This is a genomic window from Paenibacillus sp. ACRRX (genome assembly GCF_022346885.1).
Taxonomy (GTDB): Bacteria; Bacillota; Bacilli; order Paenibacillales; family Paenibacillaceae; genus Paenibacillus_B.
On sequence record NZ_JAKRNK010000001.1, the window covers coordinates 330,431 to 347,516 of the forward strand.

A 17,086-nucleotide genomic window follows, 5' to 3' on the forward strand; every position below is an offset into this window, starting at 1 on the left:
CCTACATTACAATAATGTAACATTAGTCGGACGAACAGCGATAGAGGGGGCCCTTCAATCGTTTCAAAATTAGTGAAAATCATGATATGCTATGTTCAATGTTATCTACTCGCTTAACAGGTATAAAGAGGAAGGATGAAAGTATGAAGGTGCTGCCGACAGCATTTCTAGATGCAATGAGCTCACGTCTAGGTGATGAGTATCAATCGTTTATTAACAGTTATCATCATGCCCCGTATGCAGGGCTTCGTGTTAATACAATTAAAATGGAAGTAGCTCAATTTAAAGAGCTGTTCCCGCTGCCTATTGAACCGATTCCATGGACATCGGATGGATTCTATATCTCAGAGGGTGCACGGCCAGGCAAGCATCCCTTCTATCATGCAGGGATGTACTATATACAAGAGCCAAGCGCGATGACGCCTGTTGAATATTTGGGAGTGGGACAAGGAGATCGCGTATTGGATTTATGTGCGGCGCCTGGCGGAAAGTCAGTTCAAATTGCTGCTCGAATGGGTCGAGACGGGCTGCTCGTGACAAACGATATCCATCCAGATCGAACCAAGGCGCTAGTCCGCAATATGGAATTGTATGGCATTACACGTGCAGTGGTACTGAATGAACGGCCAGAGCGCATAGCCGAAGCCCTGCCGGAGTTCTTTGACAAAGTACTTGTAGATGCGCCTTGCTCAGGCGAAGGTATGTTTCGCAAAGATCCAGAGATGGTAAAAGCGTGGGAGAGGGAACCCGTATTGTCTTATGCTGCGATGCAGCAGGATATTTTGGATAGTGCCGCTAAATTGGTAGCACCAGGTGGACGTTTGGTCTATTCAACTTGCACGTTTTCTCCAGAGGAAAATGAGGCCGCGATTGCCCGATTTTTGACAAAACATTCGGATTATTCCGTTGTTGAAGTACCGTTGTCACATGGGATGAGACCAGGTCGTCCGGAATGGGCTTCTGACTGCCTGCGAGAGCACGACTGGGAGGCGTCAGCTGAGGCTGTTGCGGCAGTATCACGAACGATACGATTGTGGCCACATCATGTTAAAGGCGAAGGTCATTATGTTGCTGTGCTGGAACGAGCTGGTGAACGACATCATCGGATAGCGAATGAATTAAGCATTGCCCGTCCTTCAGACGAGCCGTGTCCATATAATCCTAATGATAAAGACATTCTTTCGTCAACTGGCAAACAGGACCGTGGAGGACGTATACGCCAGCGTGTACAGGACAATGCTCTCGATGCACGCAAGCGAGCTGGAAAACCACGCACAGATCACCGCCAAATAAGGACAGAAAGCAACAGAAAAGGTCTATACAGACCCGATCATGATCAGCATGAGATTTTTGTGCGTTTCTACAATGAGCATTTTATGGATGCAGCTCCCGATATTAATGTATGCATCGGCTCTTACGCTTACGTAAGTCCATTGTCAATTGAGGTTCTCTCTATGCTGCGTGTAGTCAGACCAGGTTGGTTCGTAGGCACCTATAAAGGGGAGCGCTTTGAGCCTTCACATGCGCTTGCCCTTGGGTTACATCCGGGTCAGGCAAAAAGGGTATACCCGCTAACAATCGAACATTCTGATGTTGTTCCTTATTTGCGCGGCGATACACTGACTATACAAGAGACTGATCTTGAGCTGGATGATCATGCAGCGTCAAAAGGTTATGTACTTTTGACGCTTCATGATTGTCCAATCGGATTTGGCAAATGGGTGAATGGTATCCTAAAAAATGAATATCCCGTGGCTTGGAGGTGGACGTCGTAATGGCTGCTAAAATGAGACTTGATAAATTGATGGGACATATGGGGTGCGGCACACGTTCAGAAATTAAAAAGTGGGCGAAGATGGGGCTTATCGTCGTCAATGGAGTGGTTATAAAAGATAGTGGCAAGCAAGTTGACGCTGAACAAGATGAGATATACTTAAGCGGCGAACGGATACAGTATCGAGAATTTATATATGTCATGCTGCATAAGCCTCCGGGGGTCATTTCCGCGACTGAAGATTACAAGGAGCGTACAGTGATTGATCTTCTGCCGGAGGAGCTGAAAGTGTTTGAGCCGTTCCCGGTTGGTCGCTTGGACAAAGATACAGAAGGGCTGCTGCTGCTCTCCAATGATGGCAAGCTTGCTCACGCGCTGCTCTCGCCGCGCAAGCATGTTGCCAAGACATATTATGCGAAAGTACGCGGGAAGGTGGATGAGCACGATATTGCGGCGTTCCAAGCAGGAGTCACTCTTGATGATGGGTATGTTACGCAGCCTGCTGTGCTGGTCGTCCAAGCTGTAGATGAGGATGAGGATATCACGCTTTCTGATATCGAATTGACGATAACAGAGGGGAAATTCCATCAAGTTAAGCGTATGTTTGAAGCTGTAGGCAAGCAGGTCATTTATTTGAAAAGGCTGACGATGGGGACGCTGAATCTTGATCCATCATTAAAGCTGGGTGAATGGCGGGAATTAACGTCTGACGAGTTGGCATTATTACAAGCTGGAGCACAATGAGTTCTTAGCATAATAGAGATAAATAGGTGGAGGGTTACAAATGAGTACAGATATAAAAATGGTTGCACTGGATATGGATGGTACATTGCTGCATGACGATCATACGTTGTCTGAGCAAAATGCAGAAACGATACGTAAGGTGGCACAACAGGGCGTTGAAATCGTGTTGTGCACAGGACGCAGTCCTAGCAGTACGCTGCCTTACCTGGAACAGCTTGGACTAGAGGGTATTGTCATTACTCATAATGGTGCTGCTACCATCGCTTCCAATGGCCGCAAGAATTTGCACAATTTTACGATGCCTCGCAAACAATTGGAAGTGTACATGTCCTATTGCCGTGAGCAGCACGTTCATTTTGATGTGAACACTGCTTTTCATTTGTATGTAGATAGTGTGGAAGTGTTAACAGACGAAGTGATGGATTTATATAAGCAGTTTCTCATAACACCGCAAGTGTTTCCGGGCTGGGATGGTCTTCTAGAGCCGCTGTTAAAGCTGACGATGAGTGGCATGAAGGACCAAATGGACCAAATAGAGGCAGAACTGAATCAGTGGACGCATGAATTACAGTACATTCGCTCTGGTGACTATTTTATTGACGTCATGCACCCGGAGGCTACAAAAGGAAATGCACTTAAGCAGCTAGCCCAGTCAAGGGGACTTGATCGTCACAACATTTTAGCGATCGGTAACTATTATAATGATATGACAATGATTCAATATGCGGGTACCGGAATTGCAATGGATAATTCACCGCTCGACGTTAAATCTGCTGCGGATGACATCACCTTATCTAACAATGAGAACGGAGTCCACGAGGCGCTGCTGAAGTATTGTCTGTGATGATTGTGCGTATCCGTCATGCCGCCAACAAAAAGGAGGGGTAGCCCCTCCCCTCCTGATCGTGGTAGCGTTCTGTTGTTGAGTTAGATAAAGGCACAGGACACAATAACCAACAGGATGAACAATACCAAAATAACGCCCGTGGAAGTAAAACCTGCTACAGCACTCATCGTATAATTCCTCCCTTTGCAATGTAGATGGGCCCACACCGATTCGGGTTTACGTTCCGGGCAGTTGGAGGATGCGACGGAGACGTCCGTCATTCGGTATAGTTCTATAGTATGCTATCGCCTTGATCCGGTTTGGACAGTTGTCACGATTTTTGCAATTTGGGCGAATGTACACACCTTATTAGGGGGAAGGATAACCGTAGGCGCGTACTTCGATATTTCGTACGCCGATCGGAGGCTGAATGATGGCAACTATTGAACTTAGACCGGATTTTAAGACTGTTGGCGGTGAAACGATGGATGTGATGCTGGATGACACATACGCTGGCTCTTTGTTTCTGCTGTACCGCGAGCAGGCTCGAATGCAAGGGGTATTTGTAATGGATCAGGAAGCCGTAAATGATGATGCGACGATGAATCTGCTGGAAGCGCAAGTAGAACGGTATGTCCAGCATTTATGCGCAGCCCTGGGGGCCCGCGAACTGGAAGTGTCATTTCTTGCTTGCGGTTGTTCTAAGGTATTGAGCTTGCTTAGCGAGTACGAAGAAATGTTGGATGTCGGAGTCGACTCCATTACTCATCCCTACGATGATATTTTAATTGAGAAACTTGAAGAAGTACCTAATGAAGAGAAGTTAGCGAATCTCGAAGTAGGATTTGTCTCTTCGCAGCTTCAGCGTTCATCATTTGACGATATTCAAGTACTGCTGGCACGTGACGATGGTGACACGCTGCTGTACGATGTATACAGCACTACATCCGGTTCACTCCCGCTTGGTACGGCTACAATTGATACGAATGGTGAACAACTCTCTGGATATATTGATTTCCGCGTTCCTGGAACAAGTAAAGACCGAGACCGCGCAGCACAAGCGATCATGCAGGAGCTGTTAAAGGAACAATCCTTTACCGCCCTCCATCTTAATATGATGTTCCATAATGAGATTATTGATGAATGTCTTCTAGCAGCGGTAAGATGACTTTAATCCGATATGCAAACAAACCTCCAATCAGACAACTGCAACGCAGATGCTGGTTGGAGGTTTATTTGCATGTGAGGACATCTGACTAAGGGGTGCGAAGTCCTTTTGGGTAATGGTTTTTCAGGATGCCATCAGATACTTTTCCCCATCCAAGTGGTAGACCATCAGTTGTAACTAGCGTCCAGCCTTTGCAACAGGCTGTTTCCTCGCCAGGCTCAGCCGTGATCGTTTCGCCCCTTAAATAGGCTTTAACTTGATTCGAGCCAGAAGGGAGTTCCCAAACCGAATTGACGCATGCCGCGCTTTGCAGCGACAATGCGAGTGCATGGGCAGGTTCGACCCGATTTTTTCGCATATGCGCAAGATGAAGCCCCGGGCGTGGTACCCGTAGACCTGATAAAAAGTCCGGCGACAGTTTTAAATTGGCGTTATTGATTGGATGTGGAAGCCAATATAACTCTTCACCATATAATATGGCTTCCCCTGGGCCCGGTGTCCACTGGGTTAAATTTACTTGGGCCCACTCCTGAAATGCACGATAGGCTGCCTCGGCTTCCTGACGCGCACGAGAGTCCCCGTTGTGCTTTGACGCCTTGCCCTTCTGCTGCTTGCTCGAGGGTGCGGGCACACACGATAAGGTGCTGCTGGCAGCGGCAATATGCTGCAGAGGCTCTTCGAGGCGGAGTACAGCAACGAAGTGTCCTTCGCCAGTGTGAAGGTGAGGCCAGATTCGTTCCGTCTTTATAACACGGAACTGAGGGTATGCTTGAATCCAACGTGCAATCAACTGTTCATTCTCCTGCTCATTAAAGGTGCAGGTTGAATACGCAATCGTGCCTCCAGGCTTCAGCATGCGTACAGCGGCTTGAACGATATCCCATTGTCTTGCCGCACACATCTGAACATGATCGGGCGACCATTCATCAATCGCATCCGGATCTTTGCGGAACATCCCCTCGCCAGAGCACGGGGCATCGAGCATAATACGATCAAAAACTTCTGGAAAGCGAGTGGCTAACGAGTCAGGATCAGCATTGACGACCACTACATTTGCCATGCCCATTCGTTCTACGTTCCCGGCCAGAATGCGTGCCCGCTCACGATGAATCTCATTGGACACGAGCAAGCCTTTTCCTTGCATCCTTCCGGCGATTTGTGTACTTTTGCCGCCGGGAGCGGCTGCCAGATCCAGAATCGTTTCACCCGGCTGCGGATCAAGCAGGGCGACGGCTGACATAGCAGACGGTTCCTGGATATAATATAATCCTGCTGCATGGTATGGATGTCTGCCTGGCCGTGCCTGATCAAGATACGTATATCCTTCGCTGCACCATGCAACGGGAGCAAGACCAAATTGCTGCAGTGCTTGCTGACGGGCTGTGTCATGCAGAACCCACTTATCTGGATGAACACGCAGGCCATACGTACGAGGCTGTTCGTAGCTTGCAAAAAAAGCTGCAGCATCTTCCTGCAAAATGGCTGTCATTTGTTGGCGATATAAATCAGGAAGTTGTTGTTTAAGTTGATACATTCGAACTTGGCCCCTTGCTCTTACAAATTTGCTTGATTATGCGTTAATATTTTACCGAAAAATCTGGCTCTTTTGCAATATGGTTAATGCGGAAGGAAAGTGGGGATGGATATAAAAGTGTATCTCCAATCCATGAATGTAGATACATAAAGGAAAAAACGATTGCATAAAGGTGAATTTATGTAATATAATGTAATATTGTGAAAACTTACGAAAATGTAAGTAGTCAAATTATAGCGAAGTTTGTAAAGTATATAGAGAGAGAAAGGTTATGAATTAAATTAGTTAATTATTTCTATGCAAATGTGTGACCATGAGAGAGGGGTGGGGAACGTGAACGATATCGTTGTAGAGCTAAAAAATGTAACGAAGATAATTGGCGGTAAAACGCTTATTGATAATTTATCGTTCAGTGTGCGCCGAGGTGAGGTTTATGGATTTCTAGGACCGAACGGTGCAGGTAAGACAACTACTATTCGTATGATGGTGGGCTTGATGTCGATGACTTCCGGGGAAGTTATCATTGAAGGCCACAATGTATCGAATGAACGATCCAAAGCGATGGCGCATGTTGGAGCAATCGTTGAGAATCCAGAATTGTATAAGTTTATGACAGGTAAGAAGAATTTGCTTCACTTTGCGCGCATGTGCGGTAAGCCGATCTCGCAGGAACGTATTGATGAGATCGTCAAACTTGTAGAACTGGACAAGGCGCTGGATAAGAAAGTGAAAAACTACTCGCTTGGTATGAGACAACGTCTTGGTATTGCTCAAGCTTTACTACACAACCCGTCAATTCTCATTTTAGATGAGCCTACTAACGGGTTGGACCCAGCGGGTATCCGCGAACTGCGTGATTATTTGCGCCGCTTGGCTAAAGAAGAGAACATTTCGATTCTCGTTTCCAGTCACTTGTTGTCTGAGATCGAATTGATGTGTGATCGTGTACTTATTATCCAGAATGGTAAATTTGTTGGAGAACGTGTTCTGGATCCGAATGCGGAAGGTAATGCGGCTGAAGCACGCTCTATCCAACTGCGTGTTGGGGATGGTGAGCATGCGAAGTCTGTCTTGGCGGATACAGAATGGAACATAACAGCGTCAGCTGGTTCTTCACTCACATTGTTGTTGATGAATGAAGATATTCCAGCTGTTATCGAACACTTGGTACGTAATGGCGTTAAATTATATGAGGTTCGCGCCGTTACACCGACTTTAGAGGATACATTCTTATCGATGACGAAAGGAGGCCACATTCAATGAGTTATTTTTCAGGTCTCGTACGCAATGAGTGGATGAAGGCAAATAGCAAGCGGCAGCTTCCTTATTACTATGCATTCTTGTTTATAATGATTATTGCACTGGGAACGATTATGCGGTTGTTTATATTTAAGTCTGCTGGGGAATTCAGTTCTATGGATTTCTTGGATACGACAGTTGATATTGCGTCAATCGTGACACTGTACTTTATGATTGTAGTCTCCGCTCAGATCATTACAGACGAGTACAAGGACGGGACGATCAAACAGCTGTTAATCCGGCCTGCAAGTCGGACGACAATCTTAATGTCCAAGTTAGTCAATCTGATTGTTATCGTATTATCGGTATATATTATTAGCACGATTATCGGATATCTTACAGGTATCATATTGTTTAACGGACCAACAACAGTCACTTTGGGTGGAGTGTTGGCGAAGCTTGGATTCTCTATTCCAGGGCTGTTGTTCTATTCACTGCTCGCTTTTACGGTTGCGGTACTAACCAAGAGCTTAGGGATGTCGATTATTGTACCGATAGCAGCCCAGTCGATCGTGGGACCGTTGATGGGGATGTTTGCATCCAAGTCATGGTATAAACTTCTTATTTTCCCAAACCTAAACTGGGGCGCATACTTTAAGGATCAAGGAGCATCATTGCCTTATGCAGGAGCATCATTTGGTCTTGCGGCACTGATCTATGGAATCTATATGATGGTGTTACTCTTGGTGACTATTTTCTTCTTTAACAAACGTGATGTACAATAAATAACAGCAAATCCCACCGACATTATTAAACTTGATAAAGTCGGTGGGATTTTTTAATGGTAACGCTTCATATACTAATACGACCAGCGATATAATTATTTAATGTGTTTAATAGGTGATAATAAATGTTTGATTTCCCCATAACAGGAGACGCGGTTTTTGCCATTTTGTTTGGAATAATACATCGCTTCATCGGCTTCCTTAACTAACTGATCTATTGACATTTTGGGTCGTAAAATGCTATAGCCGATACTTATTGTCACTCCTGCCTCAGCTTCTATGCGGGAGCGGATCGATTCTGCAATAACAGGCGGCTTTGCTTTACGATGAGCAATAAATGCAATGATCTCCTCACCACCAAACCGACCGGCCAGCCCAATATCTTCTACCTCTTCGCGTACAATCTGAGCAACTGTTTTCAGCACCTCATCTGCAAATAAGTGACCCTTTGTATCATTTAATCGCTTAAAATTATCAATATCACAAAAGATCAGGGACACCTGCTTCGGCTTGCCAGCGATAAATTGATTCATACGCTGATGCATATACCTGCGGTTATATAAGCCGGTAAGACCGTCGGTAATTGAGGAACGATAAGTAGTCTGCAAATTCTCCACAATACGTTCAAAGAACAAGAAAAATAGGATCGTATAATAACACAGTGTGACGACATGCTGGGTCATCAGTAAAGAAGAACTGGTTCCGTTCGATATGGTAATGTTAAGCGTAATGGTCAACAAAATGCCAAGGTGAACAACGAGACTAAAGGTATAGCGTCCTTGCTGACTAATTCGTGGAGCGATAAGCACATAACATAGGATAGCGATCACTGCTTGATAAGCTATCAATGGCCAAGTAGAAGTCAGCACGTTCTGATCTGGTGCAGCGATCAGGGCGGATATGCCGGACATGACAGGCACACCAACAATCATAAGTATAAAGCGCAGTCTCATTGGTCGATTAATTCGCTTATATAGTCGGAGAACGGCAATATTTACGAAAATAAACGATAAAGTAACAAGCCCAGCTCTACCAATGCTCAGCAATTGCAGGGTTCCCTCTTGCAAAGAGAAGTCCATTAGGGCAATGGTGCGATCAACGATCATCATAACGATACCCGCAAATAAGATCACGTAAGCGGATGAACGCTGTTTTGAATATAATCGAACAGACATCAGCAGCATGATCAACATGATGTATAATAGACACATAGTTGTCAGCGCGACTACATCTCTCTCCGTAAGCAAGAAATGCAGAACTTCTTTCATTTGAGGCACTCCTAATAGGTTATTCTGGTTTGATATTGCTGAATTGGATAATATTCGACATTGGCCGCTTACTTTACGGCAAAATATGTTCTAATATATCATAAACAATGGTAGGCGAAAAGCGAAGAAAAGGAGGAACAGCGATGAATATTTTACAGGCTTTGTTTTTCCCTCCGGAACAACCGGGTGGGGTTTCCTCCATGGTTCCTTATATTTTAGAGCGATTTCAAACGCCAAATTGGGAAATGGAACTGTTCTCTCTTCCGAAGCGTATTCGGGGCAAGGGTTCCGAACAGCTAACATTTGCAACTTTTGACTGGACAGAATACGAACATTCTCCTATCGTTCAAAAGTACATGCAGACTTATCGTGATTATGTATGGTGGACGAAGCTGCGCATACAGAAATCATATGATCTTATACATGCCCATCATCCGATTGCGGCATTAGCGATGAAACGGTTATTTCCAGATACGCCGATTGTGATGACGCTCCACTCCAGCTTTGAGCGCGAACTCATTTTGAATGGAAAGATCCAAACGGATGGGCCCGAGCACCGCTTCTTGACTTCTTTGTATCGAGAGCTTGAGTATCAAGTTGATGAGATGATGACAGTGTCGGAGGCATTTAAGCGTTATTTGACCCATTATGTGGAAGAGGTTGATCGAATTACTGTACTGCCAAACGGATTCGATGAGAAACGTTTTAAGCCAATTGCGCACGACAATGCAGTTCCGCAGCTAATCACGGTATCTCGTCTTGTACCAGCTAAAGGGATGGACATTCTGCTGGAGGCCTGTGCGGAGTTAAAACGGCGTGGGCACGCATATGTGTTACATATTATTGGTGACGGCCCCATAAGGGAACATCTAGAACACATGGCTCAGCGCTTGGGTATTTACGATGAGACTATTTTTTATGGATATATGCTTCATCCAGAGGAATTTATGCCGTTCTCGGACATATTTGTCCTTCCTTCGCGGGCAGAAGCCTTTGGGTCCGTTTTTGCCGAAGCGGCCCTCTGTTGGCTTGCGCTGGTTGGAACCGCAGTAGGCGGGATTCCCGAGCAGATCGAAGACGGTGTCAATGGACTGCTTGTCCCGCCGGATCAACCCATTGCACTGTGTGATGCATTGGAGCGTGTAATGATGGATTCTTCATTCCGATATGAATTGGCGCGGGCAGCTTGGACCAAGGCAAAGCAAACCTACTCTTTAAGCCGGATTGTAAATGAATTAAAATGCACTTATGTAAAATATAAACCCGTATCCTAATAGAATGAAAAGGCCGGCACGCTCGATGTGTCGGCCTTTTGGCGCACTTAATAGAAGAATTGATAATAAAGAGTATTGCTAATACAGGGATAGAATCCGTAAATTAAGAAGAATGGCGTACGTGTGTTCTTGTTGTTAAGGATACGTTATAATATAGGCAGTTGGTTTAGGACGAACATGGCAGCAAGGAAAGGACTACTTTTATGACCCGCAAATTAAGATTTGTACATGCAGCCGACTTACATCTCGACAGTCCTTTCAAAGGGCTCGTTCATATACCTGATACGTTACGGGAACAGGTTATCGCCTCCACTTTTCAGGCATGGGACCAATTGGTCGAGCTTGCCATACAGAAGCAAGCGGATGCAGTGCTATTGTGCGGGGATATGCATGATTCTGCCCACAGGTCACTTCGCGCACAGTGGCGATTGCAGCAAGGGCTGGAACGATTGTGCAGAGCAGGTGTGCGCGTATTTATGATTCATGGCAATCATGATCCCTTAACATCGGATAACAAATGGAACTGGCCGGAGGGGGTAACTGTGATGGGAACCGAGCAGCCGGACAGCCATTTTATTCAGAACCGTCATGGAGAGCGGGTGGCTGTCGTAACAGGGATGTCATATGGATCACAAGCTGTATACACGAATCTGGCATCTTTATATCCGTTTGATCCTGAGAAGGAAGCCGAACGGAATGAGACCGATGCTGAATATAATGACGGTGCTCCCACTATGTCTAAGCTGTTTCGAATCGGAATGCTGCACGGCACACTTGACGGACGAGAGGAGCATGATCCCTACGCTCCTTGTTCGAAGCAAGAGCTGCTAGCTAAAGGTTATCAATATTGGGCGCTCGGCCATATTCATAAACGAGAGATCGCAAATGAATATCCACATATGGTATACCCCGGAAATATTCAGGGCAGGCATGTCAAAGAATCTGGGAAAAAGGGTGCTTATGTCGTTGATGTTGAGCAAGATAATCGTATATCCATGCAGTTTCACCCCTTAGATACGGTTCGATGGCTTGATTGTAAAATATCCATAGAAGCAGTGGGATCCAGACAAGAAATGTCGGATTTGCTGTTGTCTACGTTGGACGAGATGCGGCAAGCCGCTGAAGGTCGGACCACACTCGCACGTATTACGTTTTTTGGCAGAACATCCATACATCACGAACTCACTTCCGGAACTTTATTAAAAGAGTTGGAAGAAACATGGAAAGAAGCGGAAGAAGAGCGACTGGAACATCAGGAGTCTTTGGTATGGCCGGTCCAACTCCGAGTAGACAGTCGTGCAGTTTCGAATATTGAGGCTTGGCGAGAATCAGAACATTTTATCGGCGACCTTGTACGAATGGCCGAATCGCATGCAGAGGTGGGAGAGGGCATGCAAAGCCTCATCGACGAAGCAATAGGGCCCATGCTGCAGCAGAGACGGCTTGTGCAATGGCTGGAGGAGCAGCCCGAATCGACTCGAGCAGCATGGTTGGAAGAGGCGATGCATCTTGTCGTTGGGATGCTGGAGGGGGAGACCGATAAGTTATGAGGATTGAGCGAATCGATATCCAGTCCTTCGGTGCACTTCAACAATATTCGCTTGAGTTTCCTGCAGCAAGACTAGCGGTTATTGTAGGTCCGAATGAAGCCGGGAAAAGTACGCTTGCTGCATTTATTCGAGCTATGCTTTATGGTCTTCCAAGACGTCACACCGGGGGGGACAGATATGAGTCTCTTGACGGCTCTCCCATTGGAGGGCGCATGTCGGTTATTGATGGGGCAGGTGGACGATGGCAAATCGAAAGACTGCAGCGCACACAAGGTATTTATGAGTCGATACAATACATACAGCACGATGGACAAGTAAGGGTAAAACAGCAGTCAGATCTGGAAAAGGAATTGCTTGGCGGATTAAACAGTGAGATGTACGGGAAGCTTTTTGCTGTTACGTTGGATGAGCTGCATGCAATACATACGCTTCAAGGTGATGAACTGCGTGCTCATCTATACGATACGGGGTTTGACACTGTGTCTTCCATTGCAGATAGCGAACGCTGGCTCCAACAAGAGATGGATAAGCTGTTCAAGCCGCGTGGACGTACGCAGGCGATGTATTACACGCTGCAGAACGTGGATGAGCTTCAGCGAAGACGGAAGGTGAGTAATAAACATGTTCAGCGATTGGAGGCGGCGAGGGGCGAACTGGATAACGCCAACGAGTCAACTTCCGATCAGTTGACCCAACGTATGCAGCTGCGGCAAGAGCTTGCGCTTGCAGAGCGTGCATTGCACGTCAGCGACGCCTGGATCAAGCTGGTTGCTGTAAGAAGTGAATTAGAAGAGCTTCCAGAGATGTCAGGATGGCAGCCGTTATGGGCTGAACGATGGCAGCGATTACTTCAGTCCAGCGAAGGAGTTGAAGCCCGAATCCGTCAGCTGGAAGAAAAACAACGCCATGTGGAGCATCAGCTTCAAGTTGTGCAGCCAAATGCGAGCTTGCTTGCGCATGCGGCAGAAATTAATCGTTTATGCGGTATGTCTGAAACGGCCCACATCTGGGTGCAAGAGGCCAGCGAAGTAAGAACAGAGCGGGAGCTAGCGGAAGACGAGCTATGGCGGCTTGCAAGGTTGACGGATCGAACTTGGACCCCGGAGATGTTGTTATCGAGCGATATGTCACAGTCTGTTCTTGAATCCGTACGAGGTCAAGGAAAACAGTTGGAGCAGTTGACTGCGCAAGTGGAGCGAATGAAAGAAGCGAGGACACGTGTTGGCCGAGAGTATAGTGTCGTGTTAGAGTCCAAGCATCATGCAGCAACCGTTATGAATCAGCATCAAGTACGAGGTGTGCTTGACAGTGGATTCTCACCGCAGGACACGATACTGCATGGCATCCAGCGGAAGCGGGATATGCTGCAGCAGGCTGTACAACTCGTTATGTCTCGTCAGCTGGAATCTCCTTCTCACGTCATGGAGCAAGCTAGAGGAACTGCAAATGGTATGGCAAGCAGAAGCTGGTCGACACTTGTTATGGCGATTGTCGCTGTGGCTGCTGCCGCTGCGCTGGCTGTTGTGGGACAGTGGCTAGGGGCGGCAGTTGTCCTGTTGTTTGCCATTCTATCAGCCACATTATTCTGGATGAATCGTCCACAGGCAGCCCTGCGCGAGCACAGCAGCGTGGTTGATCGATTTGATGCGGATAAGATTCAGCAAGCAGATCATCTAGCCATGCAATTAGAAGAACAACTGGCAGTTGTATTAAGTGCTTTGTCTCGTTCAGTGCCAAGCAAGAATCGTGTGTCCAATAGCCAATATACTAATAATAATGCAGAATCTGTGCGTGAGCATACAGAAGCAAATTATAGGAATGACCCTGATACAGGTATACCAAATGCTTCAGTTGATAATCAGGATGCCGGACTAGTTGGGGGAGGAAAAAGAGGAGCTGCTCCTATTGAGAATGATGTATACGAACGTACACCTAGTCGAAGTCGCTCTGCCACACTCAAAATAGCCGCGAACAATGGATTGAGTAGCAACGATCGCGATGGTACTCGTCATATCCACTCCGCTAAGGGAAGAGGTACGTCCTTTAAGGAAGAGGATGTGGATGAACTGGGAGGACTCCTGCTTAAACGATTGGATGAGCTGAATGCAGCCATTGATGCGGTGGAAGCCTGGATGCGAGAGCATGATCGTCTTGTGCTGCGGCAGCAGGCGACTTCAGATGCCGAGCAATCGGCCAAGCGATTAGTTGCGGCCGCTGAGAATGATGCTTCACAGGCGAGCGGACAGCTTAAGGCTTGTTCCGTCGCCTGGCAGCAATGGCTGAGCGCTCGACGGCTGCCAGCACACTGGAGCCCGCCAAGCGTCCTGGAGCACTTCCGCCGCGTCGAGCAGGCGGCGGAATGCCAGCGGCAGCGTGAACGGCTGCGCGCACGCGAAGAGCGTGTACTTGCACAAGTGCGCGAGTACACAGACGCTTGCGCAAGGCTAGCCGCAGCCGTGGGATACACAGCAGCGACTGCCAGCGAAGCAGTCACTGCTGAGTCCTTGCTTGACAGGTCGACCGAGCCAGTGGCATCAGTGAGGGCAGAACCAGCCTTGCCGGATGCCAATATGCTCGCGTGGGACGAACCAACTAGACCAGATGTCGCATCTCTTTCGTTGGGGGAACTGAGCGAGCCAGTCACCGAGGAGCCATTAGTAAGCGTGCTTAGCTCAACTCATTCTATTTTGTCCGCTCTGCGTGATCGGATCGAGCAGGAGGAACGTCAGTCGGCGCTGCAGCGGCAATTAAAGCATACGCTGTCTGATGCTGCTGAAGAGCAACGTCAGGCGTTGGCAGAGCTATCAATTCTGCTTGCCAAGCTTAATGAACTGTACGCTGAAGCGGGTGCACAGGACGAAGAAGCGTTCGCGCAGGCTCGCAGCCATGCCGATCGATACATTTATTGCAGCGATTTGCTGCGTGAACTGGAAGCCGCTTGTTATCGAGGAGGAGCACTTGAAGCCTTTGCACCCGTAGAGGAGCTTCTCGTGCAATTCGATGCTAGAGAGCTGGAGGAAAGAAGAAACGATCTGCTTTATCGTATGGACACTTTGGACGGTGAGATACGAGACAGTGAGCAGCGTGTAGGAAGACTGCAGCAAGAGGTAGAACGGTTAAAGCAGGAAGTAGAAGGTGAACAGTGGCAGCAGCAGTTAGCAGATTTAGAAAGTGAACTGCACGAGCAAGCAAGTAAATATGCTGTATATGCATTAGCCAAGACGTTGATCAGGCGAACGCGGCAACGATATGAGGAAGAGAAGCAGCCAGTTGTCTTTAAGCGTGCGGGAGACTATTTCCGTGCTATGACAGCTGGAAAGTATATTCGAATCGTATCCCCGCTTGGGACGCAGCGCATCGTCGTAGAGCATCAAGACGGTAGATTAATTGATAGTTCACGATTGAGTCGCGGAACGGCTGAACAGGTATACTTGGCGATGCGTTTTGCATTGGCAGAAGTATTGTCGGAACGCGTAGCGCTGCCATTTATTTGGGATGACATCTTGGTCAACTTTGATGAGCAGCGGCTGTTGCAGACAGTTGGCTGCATGCCTGATATTATGCGCCGGCATCAAATTATTTGGACAACGTGTCACTCCTATATGGTAGAGCTTATTGAGAAAGTGATCCCAGACGTTCATGTCATGAAGTTATAAAGAGCTAAAAATAGTTAACATAAACCTCGCGTCGTTCAAGCGCGAGGTTTATTTTTTTGTTTTGACAGCCAAGCCCATGAAGCCTCAGTAGTAGATTCTAGCGGAGGTACTGGCTGATGAGGAATTGGTTTGTTCATTGGCAAGCGAATTAAAAGAACTAGCCAGACGACGCTGAACAACCCGAAAAGCGGATACAAATAGGATACCAAGGGTTTAAATCCGAATTGACTCATCAAATAACAAAACAGCATGATGACTGCGATGATCCATTTAGAAGGAATATGGATTCTATGCTGCAGTTGCAGCGTGATCCCATATATATCGGCAATAAATGTGGTGAATATTTCAGAAAAAATAAGCACGATATATATCATTTGGATGGCAAAGCCTAATCCGTATGCAATATGACCCATCGGAATGTCGTATTGTGTAATGCCCGGCATATGGGCAGATAAGGCAAAATGACCTGCAAACAGCATGCAGCCGATCAGTATCCCGCCGATCCATCCTCCCCATTTGATGCAGCGCTCATCGGGCATAGACGCGCCTAAAGGGACAAGTACAGCTTGGGCCATAGCCAGATTAAAAGCTCCGTACAATAGGGACGATGACCAAGCTGCGTACAGCGGCTTATCTGTCACTAAGGTAAATGCCTGCATCGTATTGGGCAGTTCGATTGTGTGCCACATAATAAATATCGTAAACAGCAGCATGGTGGGCACTACGATGGAGTTCAAATGCAAAATGGCGTTCATGCCACGATTAATCACCCAGTAGGAAGCTGCGATGGTAATTAGCAGTCCTGTTTGATAGTGTAAATTGAGATGTTCATGGAACACGGAGCCGGCACCGGCAAGCATAACGCTATTGACGAGGATCAGAACAATTAATGTAAATAAACTAATATGACGACCTGCATGGGGGCCAAACAATGTGATGTTTACATCCTCATATGAACGTGCTTTAATTCGGTGTGATATAAGCATCAATTTTGTACCCAGCCAAATAAAGATTACTGTTGCAATCAGAATGGTGAAGGGGGCCACTTTACCGAATTTTGTGAAGAATTGGAGAATCTCTTGACCCGTGGCGAACCCAGCTCCCACGACTGTTCCGATATAAGTAAACGAGATTTGGAGTACTCGCAGCATAAACTTCATTCTTGTAAGCTCCTTTCAACGCCTTTCTAGGTGACGAACAGCTCGAATCTCAGGCTTGTACGGCACTAATAGACTGTATGCAGGAGCATGAAAGGACATGCCTATCTA

General features: G+C 46.9%; 13 protein-coding genes. 9 read left to right on the forward strand and 4 right to left on the reverse strand.

What is annotated here, in order from left to right:
* Nucleotides 1–98: 98 nt before the first annotated feature.
* From MH117_RS01445 to MH117_RS01455, 3 genes are read left to right on the forward strand one after another with little or no spacing between them, the layout of a single operon-like run.
* The gene (locus MH117_RS01445) at nucleotides 99–1,775 is read left to right on the forward strand and encodes an RsmB/NOP family class I SAM-dependent RNA methyltransferase (RefSeq protein WP_239326660.1); all 1,677 of its coding nucleotides are present in this window, start codon (nucleotides 99–101) and stop codon (nucleotides 1,773–1,775) included.
* Complete coding sequence (locus MH117_RS01450) at nucleotides 1,775–2,518, forward strand: pseudouridine synthase (protein ID WP_239326662.1); 744 nt, start codon at nucleotides 1,775–1,777, stop codon at nucleotides 2,516–2,518. Before MH117_RS01445 ends, MH117_RS01450 begins: the two co-directional genes overlap by 1 nt.
* Nucleotides 2,519–2,558: 40 nt before the next feature.
* Nucleotides 2,559–3,362, forward strand: coding sequence for a Cof-type HAD-IIB family hydrolase (locus MH117_RS01455; RefSeq protein ID WP_239326664.1), 804 nt, complete (start codon nucleotides 2,559–2,561; stop codon nucleotides 3,360–3,362).
* Nucleotides 3,363–3,445: 83 nt separating this feature from the next.
* Here MH117_RS01455 and MH117_RS01460 read toward each other — a convergent pair whose 3' ends face one another.
* Complete coding sequence (locus tag MH117_RS01460) at nucleotides 3,446–3,532, reverse strand: YjcZ family sporulation protein (RefSeq protein WP_239327722.1); 87 nt, start codon at nucleotides 3,530–3,532, stop codon at nucleotides 3,446–3,448.
* Nucleotides 3,533–3,777: 245 nt separating this feature from the next.
* On the opposite strand from MH117_RS01460, the gene MH117_RS01465 reads away from it, so the two are divergent.
* Nucleotides 3,778–4,512 carry a hypothetical protein gene (locus MH117_RS01465; RefSeq protein WP_239326666.1) on the forward strand — a complete coding sequence of 245 codons (735 nt, stop codon included), beginning with the start codon at nucleotides 3,778–3,780 and terminating at the stop codon, nucleotides 4,510–4,512.
* An 88-nt stretch (nucleotides 4,513–4,600) separates the two neighbouring features.
* Here the strand turns inward: MH117_RS01465 and MH117_RS01470 are convergent, their stop codons facing one another.
* On the reverse strand, nucleotides 4,601–6,046 hold the full coding sequence (locus tag MH117_RS01470; protein WP_239326668.1) for an RsmB/NOP family class I SAM-dependent RNA methyltransferase: 1,446 nt from the start codon (nucleotides 6,044–6,046) through the stop codon (nucleotides 4,601–4,603).
* Between the two features lie 303 nt (nucleotides 6,047–6,349).
* On the opposite strand from MH117_RS01470, the gene MH117_RS01475 reads away from it, so the two are divergent.
* Nucleotides 6,350–7,309: an ABC transporter ATP-binding protein gene (locus tag MH117_RS01475; RefSeq protein WP_239327723.1), complete on the forward strand. Its 960-nt coding sequence runs from the start codon at nucleotides 6,350–6,352 to the stop codon at nucleotides 7,307–7,309.
* Nucleotides 7,306–8,070, forward strand: a complete 765-nt coding sequence (locus tag MH117_RS01480; protein WP_239326670.1) for an ABC transporter permease — start codon at nucleotides 7,306–7,308, stop codon at nucleotides 8,068–8,070. The genes MH117_RS01475 and MH117_RS01480 overlap by 4 nt, the downstream gene beginning before the upstream one ends.
* A 95-nt stretch (nucleotides 8,071–8,165) precedes the next feature.
* Here the strand turns inward: MH117_RS01480 and MH117_RS01485 are convergent, their stop codons facing one another.
* Complete coding sequence (locus MH117_RS01485) at nucleotides 8,166–9,338, reverse strand: GGDEF domain-containing protein (protein WP_239326672.1); 1,173 nt, start codon at nucleotides 9,336–9,338, stop codon at nucleotides 8,166–8,168.
* Nucleotides 9,339–9,481: 143 nt separating this feature from the next.
* On the opposite strand from MH117_RS01485, the gene MH117_RS01490 reads away from it, so the two are divergent.
* The 3 genes from MH117_RS01490 (at nucleotide 9,482) to MH117_RS01500 (ending at nucleotide 15,818) form a co-directional block, all read left to right on the forward strand.
* The gene (locus MH117_RS01490) at nucleotides 9,482–10,612 is read left to right on the forward strand and encodes a glycosyltransferase family 4 protein (protein ID WP_239326674.1); all 1,131 of its coding nucleotides are present in this window, start codon (nucleotides 9,482–9,484) and stop codon (nucleotides 10,610–10,612) included.
* Nucleotides 10,613–10,815: 203 nt separating this feature from the next.
* On the forward strand, nucleotides 10,816–12,162 hold the full coding sequence (locus MH117_RS01495) for a metallophosphoesterase family protein (protein WP_239326676.1): 1,347 nt from the start codon (nucleotides 10,816–10,818) through the stop codon (nucleotides 12,160–12,162).
* Complete coding sequence (locus tag MH117_RS01500; protein ID WP_239326678.1) at nucleotides 12,159–15,818, forward strand: AAA family ATPase; 3,660 nt, start codon at nucleotides 12,159–12,161, stop codon at nucleotides 15,816–15,818. Before MH117_RS01495 ends, MH117_RS01500 begins: the two co-directional genes overlap by 4 nt.
* A 35-nt stretch (nucleotides 15,819–15,853) precedes the next feature.
* On the opposite strand, the gene MH117_RS01505 is transcribed toward MH117_RS01500, so the two are convergent.
* On the reverse strand, nucleotides 15,854–16,978 hold the full coding sequence (locus tag MH117_RS01505) for a YkvI family membrane protein (protein ID WP_239326680.1): 1,125 nt from the start codon (nucleotides 16,976–16,978) through the stop codon (nucleotides 15,854–15,856).
* Nucleotides 16,979–17,086: the final 108 nt, after the last annotated feature.

What these genes read in the sequence shown, in the direction of transcription:
- MH117_RS01445 (WP_239326660.1), top strand. Translation starts at nt 99, where the DNA reads ATGTTATCTACTCGCTTAACAGGTATAAAGAGGAAGGATGAAAGTATG.
- MH117_RS01450 (WP_239326662.1), top strand. Translation starts at nt 1,775, where the DNA reads ATGGCTGCTAAAATGAGACTTGATAAATTGATGGGACATATGGGGTGC.
- MH117_RS01455 (WP_239326664.1), top strand. Translation starts at nt 2,559, where the DNA reads ATGAGTACAGATATAAAAATGGTTGCACTGGATATGGATGGTACATTG.
- MH117_RS01460 (WP_239327722.1), bottom strand. Translation starts at nt 3,532, where the DNA reads ATGAGTGCTGTAGCAGGTTTTACTTCCACGGGCGTTATTTTGGTATTG.
- MH117_RS01465 (WP_239326666.1), top strand. Translation starts at nt 3,778, where the DNA reads ATGGCAACTATTGAACTTAGACCGGATTTTAAGACTGTTGGCGGTGAA.
- MH117_RS01470 (WP_239326668.1), bottom strand. Translation starts at nt 6,046, where the DNA reads ATGTATCAACTTAAACAACAACTTCCTGATTTATATCGCCAACAAATG.
- MH117_RS01475 (WP_239327723.1), top strand. Translation starts at nt 6,350, where the DNA reads ATGTGTGACCATGAGAGAGGGGTGGGGAACGTGAACGATATCGTTGTA.
- MH117_RS01480 (WP_239326670.1), top strand. Translation starts at nt 7,306, where the DNA reads ATGAGTTATTTTTCAGGTCTCGTACGCAATGAGTGGATGAAGGCAAAT.
- MH117_RS01485 (WP_239326672.1), bottom strand. Translation starts at nt 9,338, where the DNA reads ATGAAAGAAGTTCTGCATTTCTTGCTTACGGAGAGAGATGTAGTCGCG.
- MH117_RS01490 (WP_239326674.1), top strand. Translation starts at nt 9,482, where the DNA reads ATGAATATTTTACAGGCTTTGTTTTTCCCTCCGGAACAACCGGGTGGG.
- MH117_RS01495 (WP_239326676.1), top strand. Translation starts at nt 10,816, where the DNA reads ATGACCCGCAAATTAAGATTTGTACATGCAGCCGACTTACATCTCGAC.
- MH117_RS01500 (WP_239326678.1), top strand. Translation starts at nt 12,159, where the DNA reads ATGAGGATTGAGCGAATCGATATCCAGTCCTTCGGTGCACTTCAACAA.
- MH117_RS01505 (WP_239326680.1), bottom strand. Translation starts at nt 16,978, where the DNA reads ATGAAGTTTATGCTGCGAGTACTCCAAATCTCGTTTACTTATATCGGA.